23 protein-coding genes and 1 other annotated feature (1 of these 24 running past the window's edge) are annotated in these 20,198 nt (G+C 40.7%); of the genes, 6 read left to right on the top strand and 17 right to left on the bottom strand.

Annotated elements, in window-relative coordinates; translation table 11 throughout:
* Positions 1–72, bottom strand: a sequence feature (ribosomal protein L10 leader region) (it extends 55 nt beyond the left edge of the window).
* A 55-nt stretch (positions 73–127) separates the two neighbouring features.
* Positions 128–817: a 50S ribosomal protein L1 gene (gene rplA, locus JZO85_RS19430; protein WP_207110172.1), complete on the bottom strand. Its 690-nt coding sequence runs from the start codon at positions 815–817 to the stop codon at positions 128–130.
* Positions 818–928: 111 nt separating this feature from the next.
* Positions 929–1,351 carry a 50S ribosomal protein L11 gene (gene rplK, locus JZO85_RS19425; protein WP_207110171.1) on the bottom strand — a complete coding sequence of 141 codons (423 nt, stop codon included), beginning with the start codon at positions 1,349–1,351 and terminating at the stop codon, positions 929–931.
* A gap of 457 nt (positions 1,352–1,808) precedes the next feature.
* On the opposite strand from rplK, the gene sdaAB reads away from it, so the two are divergent.
* Entirely contained in the window at positions 1,809–2,483 is a 675-nt protein-coding gene (sdaAB, locus tag JZO85_RS19420; RefSeq protein ID WP_207110170.1) for an L-serine ammonia-lyase, iron-sulfur-dependent subunit beta, read from the top strand.
* A gap of 58 nt (positions 2,484–2,541) precedes the next feature.
* Positions 2,542–3,426: an L-serine ammonia-lyase, iron-sulfur-dependent, subunit alpha gene (gene sdaAA / locus JZO85_RS19415; RefSeq protein ID WP_207110169.1), complete on the top strand. Its 885-nt coding sequence runs from the start codon at positions 2,542–2,544 to the stop codon at positions 3,424–3,426.
* Between the two features lie 39 nt (positions 3,427–3,465).
* On the opposite strand, the gene efaA is transcribed toward sdaAA, so the two are convergent.
* From efaA to rpmG, 8 genes are all read right to left on the bottom strand, one after another.
* Complete coding sequence (efaA, locus tag JZO85_RS19410; protein ID WP_207110168.1) at positions 3,466–4,395, bottom strand: Mn/Fe ABC transporter substrate-binding lipoprotein EfaA; 930 nt, start codon at positions 4,393–4,395, stop codon at positions 3,466–3,468.
* Positions 4,396–4,453: 58 nt separating this feature from the next.
* Positions 4,454–5,320 carry a metal ABC transporter permease gene (locus JZO85_RS19405; RefSeq protein ID WP_207110167.1) on the bottom strand — a complete coding sequence of 289 codons (867 nt, stop codon included), beginning with the start codon at positions 5,318–5,320 and terminating at the stop codon, positions 4,454–4,456.
* Positions 5,310–6,059 (bottom strand): metal ABC transporter ATP-binding protein, encoded by a 750-nt coding sequence (locus JZO85_RS19400; protein ID WP_207110166.1) that lies wholly within the window; start codon positions 6,057–6,059, stop codon positions 5,310–5,312. The genes JZO85_RS19405 and JZO85_RS19400 overlap by 11 nt, the downstream gene beginning before the upstream one ends.
* 135 nt (positions 6,060–6,194) lie before the next feature.
* Positions 6,195–7,301, bottom strand: a complete 1,107-nt coding sequence (locus tag JZO85_RS19395) for a lactate oxidase (RefSeq protein ID WP_207110165.1) — start codon at positions 7,299–7,301, stop codon at positions 6,195–6,197.
* Positions 7,302–7,422: 121 nt separating this feature from the next.
* Positions 7,423–8,286, bottom strand: a complete 864-nt coding sequence (locus JZO85_RS19390; RefSeq protein WP_207110164.1) for an alpha/beta fold hydrolase — start codon at positions 8,284–8,286, stop codon at positions 7,423–7,425.
* A 210-nt stretch (positions 8,287–8,496) separates the two neighbouring features.
* Positions 8,497–9,039, bottom strand: coding sequence for a transcription termination/antitermination protein NusG (gene nusG, locus JZO85_RS19385; protein WP_207110192.1), 543 nt, complete (start codon positions 9,037–9,039; stop codon positions 8,497–8,499).
* A gap of 96 nt (positions 9,040–9,135) precedes the next feature.
* Positions 9,136–9,306 (bottom strand): preprotein translocase subunit SecE, encoded by a 171-nt coding sequence (gene secE, locus JZO85_RS19380; protein ID WP_207110163.1) that lies wholly within the window; start codon positions 9,304–9,306, stop codon positions 9,136–9,138.
* 24 nt (positions 9,307–9,330) lie between these two features.
* Positions 9,331–9,483, bottom strand: coding sequence for a 50S ribosomal protein L33 (rpmG, locus tag JZO85_RS19375; RefSeq protein ID WP_207110162.1), 153 nt, complete (start codon positions 9,481–9,483; stop codon positions 9,331–9,333).
* A 278-nt stretch (positions 9,484–9,761) separates the two neighbouring features.
* Between rpmG and cbpA the strand changes: the two genes are divergently transcribed.
* Positions 9,762–10,403, top strand: a complete 642-nt coding sequence (cbpA, locus tag JZO85_RS19370; protein WP_207110161.1) for a cyclic di-AMP binding protein CbpA — start codon at positions 9,762–9,764, stop codon at positions 10,401–10,403.
* Positions 10,404–10,450: 47 nt separating this feature from the next.
* On the opposite strand, the gene JZO85_RS19365 is transcribed toward cbpA, so the two are convergent.
* Complete coding sequence (locus tag JZO85_RS19365; RefSeq protein ID WP_207110160.1) at positions 10,451–10,951, bottom strand: QueT transporter family protein; 501 nt, start codon at positions 10,949–10,951, stop codon at positions 10,451–10,453.
* Between the two features lie 197 nt (positions 10,952–11,148).
* Here JZO85_RS19365 and JZO85_RS19360 point away from each other — a divergent pair, with 197 nt between their 5' ends.
* On the top strand, positions 11,149–11,448 hold the full coding sequence (locus JZO85_RS19360) for a hypothetical protein (RefSeq protein WP_207110159.1): 300 nt from the start codon (positions 11,149–11,151) through the stop codon (positions 11,446–11,448).
* A gap of 122 nt (positions 11,449–11,570) precedes the next feature.
* A complete protein-coding gene (locus tag JZO85_RS19355) occupies positions 11,571–12,560 on the top strand; it encodes a diacylglycerol/lipid kinase family protein (protein WP_207110158.1) in 990 nt (329 codons plus the stop codon).
* A gap of 34 nt (positions 12,561–12,594) precedes the next feature.
* Here the strand turns inward: JZO85_RS19355 and recD2 are convergent, their stop codons facing one another.
* The 4 genes from recD2 to JZO85_RS19335 form a co-directional block, all read right to left on the bottom strand.
* Positions 12,595–15,000 (bottom strand): SF1B family DNA helicase RecD2, encoded by a 2,406-nt coding sequence (recD2, locus tag JZO85_RS19350; RefSeq protein ID WP_207110157.1) that lies wholly within the window; start codon positions 14,998–15,000, stop codon positions 12,595–12,597.
* A 19-nt stretch (positions 15,001–15,019) separates the two neighbouring features.
* Complete coding sequence (locus JZO85_RS19345) at positions 15,020–15,676, bottom strand: histidine phosphatase family protein (RefSeq protein WP_207110156.1); 657 nt, start codon at positions 15,674–15,676, stop codon at positions 15,020–15,022.
* A gap of 28 nt (positions 15,677–15,704) precedes the next feature.
* Entirely contained in the window at positions 15,705–16,211 is a 507-nt protein-coding gene (gene trmL / locus JZO85_RS19340) for a tRNA (uridine(34)/cytosine(34)/5-carboxymethylaminomethyluridine(34)-2'-O)-methyltransferase TrmL (protein WP_207110155.1), read from the bottom strand.
* Positions 16,212–16,594: 383 nt separating this feature from the next.
* Positions 16,595–17,422, bottom strand: coding sequence for a methyltransferase domain-containing protein (locus tag JZO85_RS19335; RefSeq protein ID WP_207110154.1), 828 nt, complete (start codon positions 17,420–17,422; stop codon positions 16,595–16,597).
* 134 nt (positions 17,423–17,556) lie between these two features.
* On the opposite strand from JZO85_RS19335, the gene JZO85_RS19330 reads away from it, so the two are divergent.
* Positions 17,557–18,192: a copper homeostasis protein CutC gene (locus tag JZO85_RS19330; protein ID WP_207110153.1), complete on the top strand. Its 636-nt coding sequence runs from the start codon at positions 17,557–17,559 to the stop codon at positions 18,190–18,192.
* 21 nt (positions 18,193–18,213) lie between these two features.
* Here JZO85_RS19330 and JZO85_RS19325 read toward each other — a convergent pair whose 3' ends face one another.
* Entirely contained in the window at positions 18,214–18,699 is a 486-nt protein-coding gene (locus JZO85_RS19325) for an NUDIX hydrolase (protein ID WP_242550451.1), read from the bottom strand.
* 3 nt (positions 18,700–18,702) lie between these two features.
* A complete protein-coding gene (mgtE, locus tag JZO85_RS19320; protein ID WP_207110152.1) occupies positions 18,703–20,073 on the bottom strand; it encodes a magnesium transporter in 1,371 nt (456 codons plus the stop codon).
* Positions 20,074–20,198: the final 125 nt, after the last annotated feature.

Below are 20,198 nucleotides of genomic sequence, written 5' to 3'. Positions count from 1 at the left end.
CTCAATAAACGTCCTCGGTAGGAAATTAAGACTTGCGCCACCTACTGTCTTCGGTACAGTTAATATTTAACCTCGACTAACTTACCATAGATAAGCTAGCCGAGTCAAGTGCTTTTCTAAAAATTAATTAGATAGCAGATTGTTCAACATGGATACCAGGTCCAAATGTTGTTGTCATAGAAATATTTTTGATGTATTGACCTTTAGCTGTTGCAGGTTTTGCTTTAACTAAAGTTTCATTGATAGTGTTGAAGTTTTCAACCAATTTAGCATCATCAAATGATACTTTACCGATTGGAACATGAACGTTACCAGCTTTGTCAACACGGTAAGTTACTTTACCAGCTTTTACTTCTTCAACAGCTTTCGTAACATCCATTGTCACAGTACCAGTTTTAGGGTTTGGCATTAAACCTTTAGGTCCAAGCACACGTCCTAATTTACCAACTGTAGCCATCATATCAGGTGTCGCTACAACAACGTCAAAGTCGAACCATCCGCCTTGGATTTTTGCAACCATGTCGTCATCACCAACGAAGTCAGCGCCAGCAGCTTCTGCTTCTTTTGCTTTTTCGCCTTTAGCGAATACTAAAACAGTTTGAGTTTTACCAGTTCCGTTTGGAAGCACAACTGCTCCACGGATTTGTTGGTCTGCTTTTTTAGGGTCTACGTTCAATTTGTATGCAACTTCTACAGTTGCGTCAAATTTCGCGAAGTTAATTTCTTTTGCTAGTGCTACTGCTTCCGCAACTGGGTAAGCTTTAGTAGTATCAACTTTTTTTAATGCATCTTGCATTTTTTTGCTCTTTTTAGCCATTTTGTTTCCTCCTTGATGTGGTTATAACGGTAGAACCTCCCACGTGTTCCGTATCTTTAGATAGGGAGCCAACTGAGAAGCTACTTTCTTGGGTCATCGAAATTCAAAAAATTATTCGACAGTGATACCCATGCTTCGTGCAGTTCCTTCAACCATGCGCATTGCTGACTCAACGTTAGCTGCGTTTAGGTCTTGCATTTTCAACTCAGCGATTTCTTTTACTTGATCGCTAGTAACTTTTGCAACTTTGTTTTTGTTTGGTTCGCCAGAACCTTTGTCAATTTTAGCCGCTTTTTTCAATAATACTGCAGCTGGCGGTGTTTTTGTGATGAATGTAAATGAACGATCTTCATATACAGAGATCACAACTGGAATGATCAAACCTGCTTGATCAGCTGTACGAGCATTGAATTCTTTCGTGAATCCCATGATGTTGATACCCGCTTGACCTAGTGCAGGACCTACTGGGGGAGCTGGTGTTGCTTTCCCTGCAGGAATTTGCAGTTTAACTAATTTTTCTACTTTTTTTGCCACGAGACATACCTCCTTGGTCCGTGATGTGGTTAATTGGAGATCAAAATTTCTCCTCCCACTAAAACCGTGTGAACAAAACACACCTTGGTATCATAGCAGAATATTTGTCTGAATGCAAGATGGTTTTCTTAATATTGAAAAAATTTGCAGTCCAGCTTAGGGAGCTAATTCTTCCAACAATCAGCAAGAGCTAGCTACATTGGGAAAGTATTTTATCAAATTTTGGCACGGCTGCTGGCACACACAGCCAGTTTTCTTCAAGTATCTGTCTGGTGCTCAAAAGCAGGACTCGCTCACGATGCTTTTCCAACAATAATAAAACGCTTCACAATCTCTTTAACTACTATGAGAATAACAAAATAAATTATTAATCTTACTATTTTCAGAAAGCGTATATGTTACACTATGGTCGACTTGATGAGGATTTTCATCGGATAAATTGGGGAGGTTTAAAATAATGGAAGTTTTAAAATATCGAAGTGTTTTTGACATTATTGGTCCAGTAATGGTGGGGCCAAGCAGTTCACACACAGCCGGTGCTGCACGAATCGGTAAAGTTTGCCGTATGATCTTCGGGGAACGCCCCGATTCAGTTGAGTTTGATCTGTACGAATCATTTGCCAAGACATATCGTGGACATGGAACAGATATTGCTTTAGTTGGCGGTATTCTAGGGATGGAACCTGATGACCCACGTTTATCCGACTCTTTGAAGATCGCTCACGAACAAGGCATGGAAGTACTCTTTGTGCCGAAAAAAGAAATTGCGGATCATCCAAATACTGTGACCCTGCGTATGATTAAGGGGGATCTAGAAATGTCGATCACCGGTGTCTCAATTGGCGGCGGAAATATTCAGATCACCGAAATGAATGGGTATAGTATCTCACTTGGTATGGGAAATCCAACATACATCATTATTAACAAAGACGTTCCTGGTCTGCTCTCTCGTGTGTCTACTATTTTTATGAAGCATGGCCTAAATATTGGTAAAGTAACCATGACTCGTAAAACTAGAGGTGAAAACGGGATTGTACTTTTAGAGATCGATGATACACCAGATGATCCAGAAGGTTTGAGACAAGAAATCAAAGGCGAAGACGATGTCTTGAGTGTGACTTATTTCAAATAGCTGTTGCTTAAATGAAGATACTCACACTGCTACGTATTATTAATGAGGAGGAATTGTCATGTTTTACTCAATCCAAGAGCTTGTAGAACAAGCAAAGGATTATCCCACTGTCGGTGAATTGATGATCACGACTGAAATGGAATTAACTGATCGTACTCGTGAAGAAATCATTGCGTTGATGGAACGCAATTTGGAAGTAATGGAAAGCTCAATTGAAGAAGGGATTCAAGGAGTCACCTCTGTTACAGGAATCACTGGCGGAGATGCTAAGCGCATGAACGATTATATCGAAAGTGGCAAATTTATGAGTGGCGATACGATTTTAAAGGCGGTACGTAATGGGATCGCTGTAAATGAAGTCAATGCCAAAATGGGATTGGTTTGTGCTACACCTACTGCTGGTAGTGCCGGCGTATTACCCGGCGTCTTGATGGCTGCCCGTGAAAAATTGGATTTAACGCATGAGGAACAGATTGATTTCTTATTTACTGCAGGCGCTTTTGGCTTAGTAATGGCAAATAATGCCTCAATATCTGGCGCTGAAGGCGGCTGTCAGGCTGAAGTTGGTTCTGCTAGCGCAATGTCAGCGGCTGCCTTGGTTTCGGCAAACGGCGGTACTCCTGAAATGGCCGCAAATGCCTTGGCCATTACTTTAAAAAATGTCATGGGACTGATTTGTGATCCTGTTGCTGGTTTAGTTGAAGTGCCTTGTGTGAAGCGTAACGCGATGGGAGCTTCACAAGCGTTTATCTCAGCAGATATGGCTTTGGCCGGAATTCGCAGTGTCATCCCGCCAGATGAAGTCGTGGAAGCAATGTATAAAGTAGGCCGCGCAATGCCGCAAATTTTCAAAGAAACGGCAGAAGGCGGTGTAGCCACTACTCCAACTGGTTTGCGTTTGCAAAAGCAGGTCTTCGGCGAACCAAAAAAAGCTACCGTTTAATCGAACAAAAAGCAGCTGATCAGAAGTCAGCTGCTTTTATTATTTCGTCAGACCTTCATGGATCTTATCGAGATTCCACTTCATCATTTTGTAATAGCTGTCACCATTACTTCCCGCTTTTGCTAGTGAGTCGGTAAACAAATCACTATAAATCGGCAGACTTGCTTCCTTAGATAAGCGCTCCATACTGCGTTTGTCGACGCTTGTCTCAACAAACAAAGAAGGAACTTGTGATGCTCGAACCTTTTTAATTATCTGTTTCATTTGCTCTGGTGTTCCTTGACTTTCCGTATTGATTTCCCAGATATACGCAGCTGGTATGTCATATGCCTTAGAAAAGTAGTTGAAGGCTCCTTCGCTTGTTACTAATAGTTTTTTCTCAATTGGAATATCGGCGAATTCTTTTTTTGCTGAAGCATCCAATTTTTTTAGTTTATTGATATATGTTTCTGCATGCTTCTGATAATTTTCTTTGTTACTTGGATCTTTTTTACTTAAAATGGACTGAATCTGATGTACATATAAAACACCGTTAGAAATATCCAGCCATGCATGCGGATCTGCTTGTTTGCTGTTACTGATCAGATGAATCGGTTCAACCTCTTTACTCACTGCAAAATAATCTTCATTTTCCTTCTTCTTTGCCGTTTCCATCAGCTTGTTAAACCAGCCGTTACCAGTCTCTAAATTCAAGCCATTGTAAAAAACGATTTCCGCTTCACTGGCTTTTTTTATATCCTCAGGTAATGGCTCATATTCATGGGGGTCTGTCCCAACCGGCACAATACTATGAATACTCACCTGATCTTTTCCTACTTCCTTGACCATATCTGCAATGATTGAATTGGTCGCAACCACTTCTACTTTCTTTGAAGTCTTGGTGTCAGATGACTCTTTGCTTTTTGCCCCACAACCTGTGAGCATGATTAATCCGATGATCCCTGCAATAATCAGTTTTTTACGCTTCATGCCTTCACTTCCTTTTCGATTATAATTACTCGTTAGCTGTCATATTTATACATCTCGTCTACTTCACACTTGAAGCAGCAGACTGAGCATCCTTTCGCAGCTGTTGAATCAGCCCTTTAGTAGGTGAAAAAAGAAAGGCTGCAATGAAAATTACTGCCGCCGTCATCACGATCGTCGCTCCTGAAGGAAGATTGTAACTATAGCTAAAATACAGACCGATAATCGCACTTAACACACCAAATAATGTGGACAATCCCACCATGACTGACAGCTTATTAGTTAATTGATAGGCTGCAGCCGCAGGGGTAATCAACATAGCAATCACAAGAATTGTCCCTACAGTTTGCAAGGAGGTCACTGCTACTAGCGTCAATAGAAACATCAAGCCATAATTAATTAGACCAATATTCCAGCCGTACGACTGAGCCATCGTTGGCGCAAATGATGTCAATTTCAATTGTTTATAAAAAAGTAAAACAACGAATACGACAATAACCATTACGATCGCCGTTAAATACATGTCTGAATCGCGAACCGCCAAAACATTTCCAAAAAGGATATGATAAAGATCCGTTGCACTGCGAGCAAATGAAATTAATATAATCCCTAGTGCGAAAAAGGAACTAAACACGATCCCAATCGCTGTATCATTTTTTAAGCGACTGTGTTTGCTGATAAAACCAATCAAAGCCGCGGAAAATAGCCCAAAAAAAGTTGCTCCGATAATATAGCTGCTTCCTAACATGTAAGAGATCGCCACCCCAGGTAGTACCGCATGAGAGATGGCATCTCCCATCAACGACATCCCGCGTAAAATGATAAAGGAACCTATTACACCAGCTGATACTCCTACCATGACAGAAGTGATTAAGGCATTTTGTAAAAACTGATAGTCGATTAACCCTTGAAGAAAATCATGTAGCAAAGCCAGCACCTCCTACTCCCAACATCTGAGTAATTTCGCTGCCATAAGTTTTTTCCATATTTTTCGTTGTATATGTTTGAGCAACTGGACCTGAAGCAATTAGGTCTTTATTTAATAAAATCACTTCATCGAAATAATCCGTGACTTTATGAAGATCATGATGGACGATCACGATTGACTTCCCTTCATCTCGTAATTTCTTCAATAACTCAATAATGATTTTTTCGCTTGCGGCGTCGATACCAGCAAAGGGCTCATCCAGTAAAATCCACTCTGCTCGCTGCGCCAATGCCCGTGCAATAAACACACGCTGCAGCTGTCCTCCAGACAATTCGCTTATTTGCCGATTAGCAAATTCTGACAGTCCCACTTCCTCCAAGCACTTGGACGCAAGTTTTTTCTCTTTTTTCCCTGGTCGTTGAAACAGCTTAAGATGCGAATATGTTCCAAACAACACAACACCAAATACATCTATTGGAAAACTCAAATCGATGTCTTGTCGTTGTTCGACATAAGCAATTTTTTGCCTTTGCCTATTAAGCGGCTGTTCGCCATAAAAAATTTTTCCTGATTGTGTTTTTATCAGCTGCATTATTCCTTTCATTAACGTGGACTTACCAGCACCATTAGGACCAACGATTCCAGTCAATTTCCCTGCAGATAGTTCCAAATTAACCCGTTGCAAAGCGATTTTTCCACGATAAGCAACCGATAAATTTTCTACACGAATTGTTTGCATAGATACCCCTCTTTCTTATTTTAGGTTCACCTAATTTATTAGTTAATAATAAACTAAAAAGAAACCGTGTGCAAGAAAAACGCAAAAAAACTGCACCAAGAAAAAAATCTTCTTAGTGCAGTATCAATTATCTAATTATTTAGCGTCATATAGTCTTGTATTCTTCACTTCATCAATGGTCCTTGTGCCGGCAAGCTGCATTGTGATTGAGAGCTCTTTGTTTAAATGATTAAAAACAGAAGTAACTCCTTCAGCGCCCCCAAGGTTTAACCCGTAAATTACCGGCCGTCCAATTGCGACCAAGTCAGCTCCACTAGCTAAAGCTTTAAAAACATGTTCACCGCGACGTACACCGCTGTCAAAAACAATCGGCACACGTTTATTCACAACACCGGCAATTAATGGCAGTACATCAAATGATGCTGGGCCGCCGTCTAACTGACGACCACCATGGTTTGATATCCAGATACCATCGGCACCTGCTGCAATCGCAACTTCAGCATCCTCAGGTGATTGGATTCCCTTAACAAAAACAGGTAAACTCGTTAAATCTTTGATTTTCTTAATATCTTCAGGAACTAAGCCTTGCTTGGCTGCCGCATAAATTTCCGCAATTCCTTTTCCTTCACCATCGCCGCTATCGCTTTCTGCACTATAAGCGGCTAAGTTTGGCATTGGCAGCGGAAATTGAAATTTATTGACGATGTCTTCCTCTCGATAACCGCCAAGTGTTGAATCCGCAGTCAAAATGACGGCTTTCGCTCCGGCTTTAACTGCTTTTTCTAAGATAAATGCATTAAATCCGTCGTCTTTACTCATATACAATTGGAAAAATTGCGGTGCATTTGGTGCAGCTGCTGCGGCATCTTCGATCGTTGTATTGGCATACGTACTGATTGAAAAAATCGATCCGGCAGCAGCAACACCCTTAGCTGTATCGGCTTCACCCTTTTCATGAGCTAAGCCTTGAGCAGCGGATGGGGCTTGAATAATCGGTGTGGCTAAATCAATATCCCAAAGCTTTGTGTGGAGATCAGCATGATCGATTCCTCTTAATACACGCGGCATAATCGTTTTATTATGAAATGAAGAAGTATTTTCTTTCATTGTCCATTCGTCTTCAGAACCGCCGCGAATGTAACCGAACGCTCCTTTTTCCATGCGCTCTTTTACGCGTCCTTCTAATGAAGCAATATTTATAATTTCAATTGGATGCTCTTCGTTACTTGCCTGATAAGTCATGATAAATCCTTCTTTCTTTTGAATACATGAGTTATCTTAATACTCTTACAAAAAGTAAGCAAGCAAATTGTCTTCTAATCTTCCTGCAAAGACGAAATCGCTGTTTAAATCCTATGTCGTCTTACTTCCACAAAAAGTTTGCAATTGCCTGATCAACACCTGTGTTTTCGTGCAGTTGGCTATGTTGAGCATTTGAACCAGTAAAAATTTGGTAGCTGATTGGATTACCATGATCTTTTAATAAGGAATAAGTAGCTAATGCACTGTTAAGTGGCACTGTACCGTCCGAATCAGTCTTTTCATCTAATTTCCCTGCAACTAAAAAGATGGGAAGGTCATTCGGTACATTGGAAATACCATTCTCGTAATCTACGTAACGACTAGCTTTTGTTTCTCGACCGCTTTTTAATACGTCCTCAATAGATTCAGATGATTCGGTAAAATCATTGAACGGTGCACCGATAGAAATGAACTTATTGATTTTCGATGCATCGCTTGGTTGGCCGTATGTCGTCAAATATCGTAATGAACTGACTCCACCCATCGAGTGTCCGACTAAATTCACTTGCGCCACACCCTGCTGCTTCAAATATTTTAAAACAGTATAGATCCATTCAGTTTGATTCCATTCATTGTCTTTATTTGCCGCAAATAAAACTTGCACACTAGGGTTGCTTTTTTCTTTGCTAAGTTGACCATCGACAGTTAATGTGCCATCTGCTTGAACGGTAATCAGCATTTCTTTTTTGGTTTTCCACTCATTGGAAAAGCGCTGGATCATTCCACCAAAAGAATTGACCGTCCCGCCATATCCATGAATGAACACGGTCGGTACCGCACTTTTTGTCAAGGCATTTTTTTCCTTGGACGTCGCCGCTGCAGGGGATTTTTCCGTTTTTTCTGTTTGCTTTGACTCACCTGATCCGCATCCAATCAGTGCAAAAATTGCCGTCATGAAAAATAAGCTTAAAATTATTTTTTTCATATGTTGTACTCTCCGCTTCTTAACTTCTTTTCAAATGAGTCAAGCTCACTTTTGATTTTATATCCTCTACTATAGTCACAGATGATCGGTAACTCAACAAAAGCGTATGAACTTTTTTTAAAGCTGTTTACCAACTCTGCACCGTTTCTTTCACTTCGAGAAAAATGCAAAAGAAAAACCGAGACAGCTCGTCTCGGCATGCTTAGCAAATTAAATTTTATCGATTTGATCAAAATCTAATTCGGTACTTGTTTCACGACCGAACATATCGATGTTCGCCTTGATCTTATCGCGCTCTTCATCGATTTCAGTGATCACACCTTCAAGACCGGCAAAAGCCCCTTCGATGATTTTCACTGTTTCTCCAACTTCTACTTCTAGCTCGTGTTGACGAGTGCTCATACCTAATGAACGCAAGATATGGTTGATTTCCTCAGGCATCAATGGCGCTGGCTTGCTTCCGGCACCATGTGAACCGACGAAACCAGTTACACCTGGTGTATTACGAACAACATACCAAGAATCATCTGTCATGACCATTTCTACTAACACATACCCAGGAAACGTCTTATGGACGATTTCTTTTTCTTTACCGCCTTTAACTTCCATTTCTGTTTCTTCCGGGACAACTACACGGAAAATGTAGTCTTCCATCCGCATACTTTGTGCACGTGATTCTATGTTTGCTTTTACTTTGTTTTCATAGCCGGAATAAGTATGCAATACATACCATTGTTTTTCAAAAGATTCCATTTTTGCCATCGGCTCCTCGTTCTAAAATAAAAAAACCTCAGCAGTACCAAGGTTTTTTCTCTCAAATAGTATAACATGCTTTTTTTGAATTGGCTACTAGCGAATGACCAAATTGATCAATGCTTGAATCGCTGTATCCATGATGAAAAACATCAAAGCAAAAATGATTGCTGTTTCGATTACGACTAGCGAATCATGGCGCAATTGTTTTTTTGAAGGCCATGAAACAAGCTTCATTTCCTCTCTGACACTGCGTAAAAAGTTCAATTGATTATCCCCCTAGTTTGTTAATTATTTTGTTTCTTTATGTATCGTATACTGATTACAATGTTTGCAAAACTTATTGATCTCTAAACGCTCGCCGCGTTTGCCTTCGCTCACTGATTTTGTGTAGTTTCTTGAACCACAAACCGTGCAGGCCAGAGCCGCTTTTTTTGATGCCATAGCGATCTACTCCTAATTCCTATTAATATTAATGTATTCATTTTTCTCGCGAAAAACTTCATATTGTTTACTCTTCGCTAAAAGCGAATGAACAACCTCAAAAAGTCACAGACTAACATTATCATCAATCCGTTTAACTGTCAACATTTGTCAGAGGCTGTAATTCTTTCTTTAGTACTTAGGCAATCAATTTGAATTGTTTCTAAAATGAATTTCTTTATCCTAGAGAATATGATAATATGATGAAAGAATGAATAGCTTTATTGGAGGGTTATTGGATGTTATTAAAAAGTCTCGTTTATCCCAAAGAGAATTTGACGACGATCAATGAATCGACGACATTGCAAGAGGCGTTGGATATTTTAGAAGGCACAGGTTTTCGTTGTGTTCCGATTCTTGATGAAAGCGACCAAATTTTCCGAGGCAATATCTACAAAATGCATATTTACCGGCACAAAGCGAATGGCGGAGACATGGATTTACCAGTCACTCATTTGCTGAAAAATGCAACAAAATTCATTTCATTAGATACTTCTTTTTTTAAGATCTTTTTTACGATTAAAGAATTACCATACATTACTGTTTTAGATGAGGATCACCATTTTTATGGTATCTTGACTCACAGTACTTTATTGAATATGTTATCTCAATCTTGGAATATCCAAACTGGCAGCTACGTGATAACGGTTGTTTCAACTGGAAAACGCGGTGATTTAGCTGCAATGTCGAAGATCATTTCTAAATTCACCACTATCGCCAGCTGCATCACCTTAGATGTCGGTCACGATCTCAAAGGGCGTCGTACACTATTTACCCTGCCGGCCGGTGTTGATGAAAACAAGCTGAATCAAATCATTGACTATCTTGAACGGAAACATTTTGAGATTCAAGAAGTCGAATCGCTCTCAATGCAAGACTAATCGCTCTAGCAAAAATGGCGGTCCTAAATAATTAGGCCCGCCATTTTTTATATTTGTTTTGCAAAATGCAAACGTTGATTTAGGTAATACATGATCGGTGCTGAAACGGTCATAATAATCGCCTCACTCAATGCTGTCCAGCCATAAGTTGGCCAAAAAGGCCATTGTGCTGTTAAATTCAGCATCAGTGCAATCAGAAACATACTTGCACTAAAGAACACCACGTTCAAAGCTAGGCGAACCTTTGTATTTTTTACGACATTTTGCAAGATCGCTGTCAAAGATAAAGCCAGCAGCGTCTGCCCTCCGCCAAAAACGACATCGAGCCAACCCATTCCGAAAATCGCATTATAGACAACGACTCCGCCAAAGATCCCCCACAAATATTTTCGATTAAATACAACTAAGTGATTCAAGCTTTCCGAAATACGAAATTGGATCGCTCCTGATGCTACAGGTGTAACTAAAATCGTTAGAGCCAAATAAAGCGCCATGATGATTCCATTGGTCACTACGACATTGACTCGTTTTCCTTCTACCATATTCATAATTGTCCTTCTTTCTCCGAGTTTTTTTAAAGCGGGATGGTTGATGAACCGCTGTGAACCTTTTACAGCATACGTTTTTTCAGAATGTAAGTCAACTCAAGTTTTTCAGCAAACACCTCAACATTGAACCACCAGAACTTCTAGTGATATAATTCTTTTGTATTAAGTATCTTTATCAAAAGAAAAGGTGTTTGAGCATGATAGGAATCGACAACGAATTAGAGCAATTATTTCTAAAAGCTCAGCAGAATGGTCAGGCTGTCATCAAGGATCGGTGGGCTCGCGGAAACTACGGGTGCTGTAGTACACGTGCGCCGCTAGTGGAAAAATACAGAATCGAAATAAACGATCGTGAATGCCTCTTTTATATTTGGGGGTTCCTAGCTGTTTCAATGGATCGGTCCTCCCGATCCGCTAGTATAAACAAGGACTATCGGGCCTCAAATTATGACCAAAAAACGATTGATTGGTTTATCCAGAAAGCAATTAATCTCTAATCTATTAATAAAATCATCTCCCTCCCTGCATAGAAGAGGGATTTTTTATTCGTGCAATCAAACAATTTTCTACAGTTCCCATTGTCACTCTGTTATAATCAGTCTTTGAAAGGATCGAGGACATGAATTTTCATTATCATATTTTAATCAATCCCGCTGCCGGCAGCGGCAACGCGGCGAAAACAGCAGAAACAATCATTCAATTACTGGATGACGGTGACTATACATACACACCTTATTACACTGAGCAGCCTGGCGACGAAAGAGAAATTGTGGAACGCCTGGTAGATCTGCTTAGCCCTTGGTCAGAAACCTGCGAAAAGGACCATGTCGATAATTCATTTCACCTGCTAGTAGTGATTGGCGGTGACGGAACGCTGCATGAAGTGGTCAATCAGCTTTATGTTTTGGATCGTCAGTTTCCCGTTAGTTATATTCCTGCCGGATCAGGAAATGATTTCGCTCGGGGGATCGGTCTGTCCCGAGACCCGGAAAAGGCCTTTGAGCAGATTACCTCTGCTTTAAGACCACAGCCGATCAATGTTTTTCACTACGATGAAAAAATCCGTGAAGAGCGCGGAGTCATTTTGAACAATGTTGGGATCGGTTTGGATGCCTTGATTGTTGCAACGACAAATGCATCTTCTTCGAAAAAAGTATTGAATAAGTATCATTTGGGTTCAGCTTCTTACGCGATATACCTGGTGAAGGCCATCTTTACTCAAAAAACTTTTCCAATTCTTGTTGAGTTAAATGGACAATCATTGAGCTTTGAACGAACTTTTTTATGTACTACCACAAATATTCCTTATTTTGGCGGAGGGATAGCGATCGCACCAATGGCTGATCCAAAAAAAGAGACGATCGATCTTGTTGTTGTAGAAAAGCCGAATCTGGCAGCGATTTTACGTTTTCTGATTCAGCTTCTTCGAAAGAAACATACTGAAAACAAGCACTACAAGCATTTTACCAGCAGTAAAATCCGGATTGTTTCGGTTGTTCCGCAGCATGGTCAAGCTGATGGCGAAAACATGGGCGAACGATCATTTGATATGAGCTTCTCCACTGCGACGCAATATATCTGGTATGCAGACAAAAGGACTGAAAAATAAATCCGCGGATTTATTTTTCAGTCCTTTTAAGCTATTACATAAACATCGCTGGCGTGATATCTTCCATTCCGATCATCGGATCGATCGATTGCGCCGCAATTAATTTTGGAGTCAAAATAGTTGGTTCATTAGCTGCTGGTTTTTGTTTTTCTTCAACGGCTTTAAAGGGTTCTACTTTAGGCCGCTTAGGCCCAACATCATCCGTTCCCTTCATGATACGCTCAATCAATGTTGTTTTCCGCACTGCTGATTCACGATCTACACAGGCCTGGAACGCTTCTTCTTCGCCTAATAGAATCAGCAGGTCTTTGCTTCGTGTCACCGCTGTATACAAGAGATTTCGCTGAAGCATCCGGGAATACTGCTTGACCATCGGCAAAAGGACCATTTTAAATTCGCTCCCCTGCGCCTTGTGGATCGAACAGCAATAGGAAAGTTTTATCTTATTCCATTCTGAGCGTTTATAGCTGATCTCATTGCTGTCAAACTGGATTACCAATTCATCCACTTTATCTTCCGACTCTTTCGCTGGAATGATCCCAACAATAATCCCCATGTCCCCGTTAAAAACATTTAGTTCTGGATTATTGACTAATTGCAGAACCTTATCTCCAATTCGATAAACGACATCGTTCCACTGAACTTCCTTTTTCCGTCCATCATTGGGATTAAAAATTTCCTGCATCATTTTATTGATCGCATCGATCCCTGCCGGACCGCGATACATCGGTGCTAAAACCTGAACATCTTGAGCGGTGTACCCTTTTTTCTTCGCCCGCTCAACAATCTGCTTCACGACCTCCTCCATTTGAAAAGCGTGACAAGCAATGAAGGACCGATCCTCTTGATTTTTTCTAAAATCTTGCGGTAGTTTTCCATCTTTGATTTCGTGCGCCAACGGAATGATAGATGAGCCGTCGCCTTGCCGATAAATATCTGTCAGCTCCATCTTTGGTATCTCTTCAATCTGCAGCAGATCATGGAAAACTTGACCCGGACCAACAGATGGCAGTTGATCCTTGTCTCCTACAAAAATCACCTGCATGTTATCAGGAATAGCCTTCAGCAAAGTATTCGCCAACCAAGTATCTACCATCGACATTTCATCAACGATCAGTAACCCGCCATCTAACTCCTTCGCCTCAATATCAGGCGTGTCATCATTGGCATTGAGACCTAATAATCGGTGGATCGTACTAGCTGGCAATCCTGTTGTTTCATTCATGCGTTTAGCCGCTCGACCAGTTGGCGCTGCCAGCAAAATGGGAAAGATGGCCTTCGTATAATCTTTCAGATCTAATGACAGATCGTTCAACTCTGCAAATAGTTTAACGATTCCGTTGATCACCGTTGTTTTCCCTGTTCCGGGTCCGCCAGTCAAAATGAACAGCGGGGAACGAATGGCTTCTTTGATTGCTTGATCTTGGGAATCACCATAGGTAATCTTCAATTGCTTCTCAATGATTCGCAGCTTCTTATCAATTGCTTCCTGCGGGTAGTTGATTTCCTTTTTTCGAGCCAATAATCGCTCAATCGAAGAAGCAATCCCCCATTCACTATAAAACAATGTGTTTTCATAGATTTTTGTTGCTTCTTGCTGAATTTTTTCTTCTTCGACTAATTGGATAATCATATTTGCGATTTGATCAGGAGCAATTTCAACTGGCCTGGTTGTTTCTAAAAGCTGCAAGACTTCGGTCAACAGCTGTTGTGCCTCCACATAGGTATCACCGCTTTGATTTGCATCTTCATTGACCTGATGAAAAATTGCTGCCCGAATTCGTTGTGGACTATCTGCTGCAATCCCTAATTGTTCTGCTAAACTATCCGCCTTTTTAAAGCCGATTCCCTCAATATCTTCCACCAGCTGATAGGGATTTTCAGCGATGATCTCCAATGCTTCATTTCGGTATGTTTGGAAAATCGCAAAGGATAAATGGCTGCCAAAGCCATAACGGCTTAAGCCGACAATGATTTGCTCCATCCCATGATTTTGCCGGATCGTCTCCACAATCACCTTCTGCTTTTTCACATTTAGATTGGGTACCTTCGCCAGCACCGCGGGATTTTCCATAATTTGATCAATCGCTTCTTCCCCCAGCACTTCAATTATCTTCTCCGCGGTTATCTTGCCTATTCCAGGAAATTTTTCACTGGACAAGTAATTGATCAACCCATTCGCTGATGTTGGATGGGCTTGTTCATAGCTTTCCACTAAGAATTGCTTGCCATAACGAGGATGATCGACAAAATGTCCGAAGAAGCGATAGTCTTCATCTTCTTGCATATCGCCAAAGCTTCCCGTGACAACAATTTCCTGTTCAAGATAATCACTGTTTGTCTCGCTGACCTTGATCAGCAGAACCTTATAAAAATTACTAGGGTTTTGAAAAAAGATCACCTTTAATGTTCCTACGATGTATAACTGTTCTTCTGACATTTCGCTCCTCCCTCCTCTACTAAAGTAATGAATCCGGCTTCGAGCCTGTTCCTTCTAAAAAGCTGACATCATTCCATTGAATCATTCGATACGGCGGTTTGCTGTTTTCCGCTTCTAAAATCGTTAAGCTGTTGTTGAATAATCCGCCCATCTCCCTTAGCTCACTCAAGGGCTTCCCGGTTAATGCTTGAATAGCTGCAGTCAACGCTGCTCCGTGACCGACAAAAAGAAGCGGACCTTCCTTGGCATCAGCCACCGCTTTTTCAACTAGATCATTGATTCGTTTCAGCATGTCTTCGATTTTTTCTCCCTCAAACGGTGTTGGATCATATGATTCTAAATGATGACGCAAGTTGACCATATCTTTAGGATAACGCTCTTCAATTACAGGGATCAATTGTCCCTCTAGTGTTCCTAACCCAAGTTCCCGCAAGTCTTCTGAACGAACGATTTCAGTTGGATGTGCTAATTGCTTGTTGATTCCCTCCGCCGTTAAATACGCCCGTTTTAACGTGCTGGTGTAAATTGTTTCAAATGGCACATCCTTTATTTCTTTTCCTAAAGCGCTGATCGCCTCCAAGCTTTCAGGCAGTAATGGCGAATCTCCCATCATGCCTTGGAAACGTTTTTCTTGATTCCAGCGAGTTTTTCCGTGACGAGTAAAATAAAGTTTCATAAAAAATCCCTCTCCAAGTACGTAGTGTCTAGTCTAACTTATCGTGTTCGTAGTGATGCGTCAATTCCAACTTAGGAAAATTTTGTTGACGCAGCGCTTCGTAAACAACTAAAGCCACTGTATTGGATAGATTTAATGAGCGAACATGTTCATCATTCATCGGGATGCGTAAACATTTATCCTCATTTTCCCGCATAAATTCTTCCGGCAGCCCTGTTGTTTCTTTGCCAAACATAAAGAAATGATTCCCATCATCAGTATAATCCACTTCTGAATAAGTCGCATTGGCAAACTTAGTGATCAGATGCAGCGGTTGATCTCCTAAATAGTCTAAAAACGCAGCTAAATCCTCATGATAGGTAATGTTTACATCATTCCAGTAATCAAGGCCTGCTCGCTTCAAATGCTTATCATCGGTAGAAAAACCTAATGGTTCAATCAAATGCAGCGGAGAGTTCGTAGCCGCACAAGTTCGTGCAATGTTTCCCGTATTTGCCGGGATTTGCGGTTCAAATAATACGATATGGTTTGTCATGATAGTTTCCCTCGTTCTTATTTCAATATTTATTTTACACAGCCTATTCACTTTTCTAACCTGCTGCAGCGCAGGATGAAAACAGACAGTTATTTCATTATAAAAGTTCGTTTTTTCTAAAATTGAAAAAATGCTTGTTTCTAGCCTCACATATGATTTTCACGAATGGCCCTATAGTCCGCACGGCAGAACTCGCAAAAAAAAAACGTACCAACTCGGTGTCTAGCACGGCGAGTCGCTACGTTAGTGAAGCACTTTTCACTAACTTTTATCAGAACAGGAACCTGATAAAAACCAATGAAAAACAACTTGTTAGTACTATAACATCACGAAGTCACAAATGCAACCTTCTCTTTTCAGGAATTTGAATGAAAACGATTACTCTAATGCCCTTTTAATATTTCGATATCAATCGTTATTTTCTTCAAAGGATTCTCGGCCAATTTGGCTTTTATATCTGCTGGAACCTTCCATTCCAGCGGAGACATCTCTAAAAGATCTAATCGATTTTCTTCCGGTATTTCAAAATCATACGTCACTCGTTCACGATAGTCGAGGGAAAGCTCCTCTGTGAAACGTTGAATGACTGCTTCGTTTGAATAAGTATCGCCATCTGGATGATAGATTGCACGCAATTCCTGTAAATAACCCGATTGAGGAACTACTTTTACTACACAACCGTCTGGCTTCATCACACGTTTGAACTCCCGATACTGTGACGGTGAGAAAATGTTTAGGATCGTATCAAAAGACTCGTTGGCAAACGGCAGATTGGTCAAATCCGCGACACACCAAAATGCTTCAATTGGTTGATTACTAGCCAGATAGATGCCCTCTTTAGCAATATCAAACCCGATTGAGACAGGATTTTCGTTTATTTGATTAAGTTGCTGCAAAAAGCTGCCCTCACCACAACCAACGTCCAATACATTGCCGTTTTGCATCAAACTGGCTATTTTCTCAATCACAGGCTGATACATCCCTGAGCGGATCATTCGACCTCGTGGTACAAACATTTCTTTATCATAATCCGTTTTGATTTGATGATCTAAAAAATAAAGCGTCCCCTTCTTCGCTAAGTCAAAACGGTGCCCATTCTCACAAATCAAGCTTTTTTCTTGTTGTGTCATTTCACGGTGGCATTTCGGACAGCGAAAGAGTTGTTGCTGCTCAACCAAAAATAGCGCGCTCCGATCAATTTTTTTTAGCATCTTTTCACCCCTTTTTCGCTATCTTATCATAGCATAGTTCTTCTATTCCTACTATTGCCAAGATATGCTAAACTATACGTCGAGATCACTATTTATTTCATTTAAAACTTACTATGAAATTGGAGGATAAACGCTTGATTAAAGAATTTTGTGCTGAAAATTATACGGATATTCCAAAAGCAATCCAAGCTGGGGCCGGGCGGATTGAACTATGTGACAACTTAGCTGTGGGCGGTACAACACCAAGTATGGGTGTGATTGAAGAAACCTTGGCATACGCCAATGAAAAACATGTCCCAATCATGACGATGATTCGTCCTCGTGGCGGAAACTTTGTCTATAATGATATTGAGCTGAAAATCATGGAGAATGATTTGATTCATGCGAAAAATGCCGGAACTGATGGTGTCGTATTTGGCTGCTTGACGGAAGATAACGAAGTAGATGAAGAAGCCTTAGAAATGCTGGTAGGAAATAGCGAAGGAATAATGACAACTTTCCATATGGCTTTCGATGAATTGTCAAAAGAGGAACAATTTAAAACTATTGATTGGTTCGTTCAACTAGGAATTGATCGGATTTTAACCCACGGTGGTCCATTATCTACCACCATTGAAGACAACCTGACTCACCTAAAGGAATTGATCGATTACGCTGCTGGGCGGATCATCATCTTACCTGGTGGTGGGATCAATGCAGAAAACGCCGAAAGCATTGCTGCGGCCTTGGGTGTAAATGAACTTCATGGCACAAAAATCGTTCCATTATAAAAAGAGAAGGACTCATTTGAGTCACTTCTCTTTTTTTCGTTGCTTGATGAAATTTTCAATTCGAATCAGAATTCGATTTTGTTTAAACCGCAAACGTACTGGATAACGTCCAGTTTTATAGTCTTTGATCTGACGATGTCGATCTGGAAAAACATTCAGCGGCAGATTATGAATATCAAAGAAATTGAAGGCCACGTAATCCTGTGATTCCATTTTACTTTGCGAAATCGTTTCTTGTACCTTGTAAACATAGGTGATCTCATCATGATACTCTTTTGTATAAATTCCAATTAGATCCTCTACTTTGCTATCGAAAGAAAGCAACTCCTTAATCAAGCGCTGCATTCCCTCACGTTCGTTCTCATTTGGAAGAAGTTCTCCTCCAGGCAAGTCCCATACAGGCATTCCCTGACGCCGGACTAAAAGAATCAATCCATTGCGGATAATAACGGCATAAGCTTTTTTCAAAATTTTCTCACTACTTTCAGCATATGTCTTTTGAAGCATCGATCATTGTCCAATAAAACGTTCCATAAAGAGACTGGCAATATTGAAATAAATCAGCACACTAGTCAAATCACTCAAGGTGGTAATGAATGGTCCGCTAGCAACAGCCGGGTCAAAACCTAATTTTTCCATCAGCATCGGAATAAAACTTCCAGCTAGATTTGCGACCGTGATCGCCGCCATCATAGCCGCACCAATAACGAATCCTAATATAAAATTATGCTTCCAAATACCAACGATGAAAAAGATCGTTACACCTGTCACTAAACCCGTCACTAATCCGGTCAGCACTTCACCAATGATCAATTTCCCGAAATTCTTTTCGTTGTCATCTGAAACGGCTAAACGTCTCACCGCTACGGCCAAAGATTGTGTTCCTGCATTGCCGGCAGTCCCAGTGATCAGAGAAATGAAAACAGCTAAAATACTTGCCTTGCTGACTAATTCCTCATAATGATTGATTAGCGTTGCTGTCGTCATCCCCAGAAAGAGCAGCGTAATCAGCCAAGGCAGCCGCCGCGAAGCAGCTTTGACAGGATTTTCATTGACTTCTTCCACGTTAACACCGGCCAAACCAGAGTAATCGCTGGCAGCTTCATCATCAATTACGTCAATGATATCATCAACAGTCACGATTCCCAATAAATGATCGTCATAATCGGTTACTGGCAACGCAAGGAAATCATAATCACGAAAGGTTTGCGCCACATCCTCTTGGTCATCACCAACGTGGACAGAGATCACCCGTTCACTCATCACATCAGAGACCATCGTATCATCATCATTAACGATCAAATCACGTAGGGAAATAACACCTACAAGCTGATTGTCATCATTCACTACATAAGTATAATAGATCGTCTCCGCAATTTGGGCCTCTCTTTTCAAAACATACATCGCAGAACGAACCGTTTGATTCGCTACAATCGAGACGTACTCCGTCGTCATCAATGATCCGGCAGTATCATCTTCATAGTGAAGCAAATCGCGAATTTCATTGGCGTGTTCAGAATCCATCAAGCTTAAATATTTGGCTACCGGCTTTTTATCCAACTCATTCAGCAAGTCCACTGCGTTATCGGTATACATCTCAGACAACATGTCTGCTGCATATTGTGGACGCATCTCATTTAGGTATTCGTCCACGTGCTCATCGTCTTCTTCGATGACATCAAACATGTCCGCAATTTCTTTGGGTGATAAATAAGAATAAACGAGCTGCCGTTCTTCTTGATTCAGCGATTGATAAAATTGTCCCTGATCGTAAAAATGCATCTCCAAAAAATGATCCCGAAACGCTGGCAAATCATTCTGATCCAGCTCCTCCCGTAATTGTTGGAAATGTATCTCTAGCTCTTCTTGGTTTTCATCCATCAATCTCACCTACCTCTGAATTATGTACTATTTTTTTATAAAGCAAAAAAATAGTTTATTATCGATTCGGATATCATTCTGCTATTCTGCCCGACTCTTTTTTTCATTTAAATTATTTGACGGTT

It is taken from the genome of Candidatus Enterococcus murrayae (assembly GCF_017315985.1).
GTDB lineage: Bacteria > Bacillota > Bacilli > Lactobacillales > Enterococcaceae > Enterococcus_A > Enterococcus_A murrayae.
Note: the sequence above shows the minus strand (reverse complement) of the source record. Positions and strands in the feature narration are given on the sequence as shown.

Excerpts from the sequence above, each read along its gene's own strand:
- rplA (WP_207110172.1), bottom strand. The coding sequence starts at position 817 with ATGGCTAAAAAGAGCAAAAAAATGCAAGATGCATTAAAAAAAGTTGAT.
- sdaAB (WP_207110170.1), top strand. The coding sequence starts at position 1,809 with ATGGAAGTTTTAAAATATCGAAGTGTTTTTGACATTATTGGTCCAGTA.
- sdaAA (WP_207110169.1), top strand. The coding sequence starts at position 2,542 with ATGTTTTACTCAATCCAAGAGCTTGTAGAACAAGCAAAGGATTATCCC.
- efaA (WP_207110168.1), bottom strand. The coding sequence starts at position 4,395 with ATGAAGCGTAAAAAACTGATTATTGCAGGGATCATCGGATTAATCATG.
- JZO85_RS19400 (WP_207110166.1), bottom strand. The coding sequence starts at position 6,059 with ATGCAAACAATTCGTGTAGAAAATTTATCGGTTGCTTATCGTGGAAAA.
- JZO85_RS19395 (WP_207110165.1), bottom strand. The coding sequence starts at position 7,301 with ATGACTTATCAGGCAAGTAACGAAGAGCATCCAATTGAAATTATAAAT.
- JZO85_RS19390 (WP_207110164.1), bottom strand. The coding sequence starts at position 8,286 with ATGAAAAAAATAATTTTAAGCTTATTTTTCATGACGGCAATTTTTGCA.
- nusG (WP_207110192.1), bottom strand. The coding sequence starts at position 9,039 with ATGGAATCTTTTGAAAAACAATGGTATGTATTGCATACTTATTCCGGC.
- rpmG (WP_207110162.1), bottom strand. The coding sequence starts at position 9,483 with ATGGCATCAAAAAAAGCGGCTCTGGCCTGCACGGTTTGTGGTTCAAGA.
- cbpA (WP_207110161.1), top strand. The coding sequence starts at position 9,762 with ATGTTATTAAAAAGTCTCGTTTATCCCAAAGAGAATTTGACGACGATC.
- JZO85_RS19365 (WP_207110160.1), bottom strand. The coding sequence starts at position 10,951 with ATGAATATGGTAGAAGGAAAACGAGTCAATGTCGTAGTGACCAATGGA.
- JZO85_RS19360 (WP_207110159.1), top strand. The coding sequence starts at position 11,149 with ATGATAGGAATCGACAACGAATTAGAGCAATTATTTCTAAAAGCTCAG.
- JZO85_RS19355 (WP_207110158.1), top strand. The coding sequence starts at position 11,571 with ATGAATTTTCATTATCATATTTTAATCAATCCCGCTGCCGGCAGCGGC.
- recD2 (WP_207110157.1), bottom strand. The coding sequence starts at position 15,000 with ATGTCAGAAGAACAGTTATACATCGTAGGAACATTAAAGGTGATCTTT.
- JZO85_RS19345 (WP_207110156.1), bottom strand. The coding sequence starts at position 15,676 with ATGAAACTTTATTTTACTCGTCACGGAAAAACTCGCTGGAATCAAGAA.
- trmL (WP_207110155.1), bottom strand. The coding sequence starts at position 16,211 with ATGACAAACCATATCGTATTATTTGAACCGCAAATCCCGGCAAATACG.
- JZO85_RS19335 (WP_207110154.1), bottom strand. The coding sequence starts at position 17,422 with ATGCTAAAAAAAATTGATCGGAGCGCGCTATTTTTGGTTGAGCAGCAA.
- JZO85_RS19325 (WP_242550451.1), bottom strand. The coding sequence starts at position 18,699 with ATGCTTCAAAAGACATATGCTGAAAGTAGTGAGAAAATTTTGAAAAAA.
- mgtE (WP_207110152.1), bottom strand. The coding sequence starts at position 20,073 with ATGGATGAAAACCAAGAAGAGCTAGAGATACATTTCCAACAATTACGG.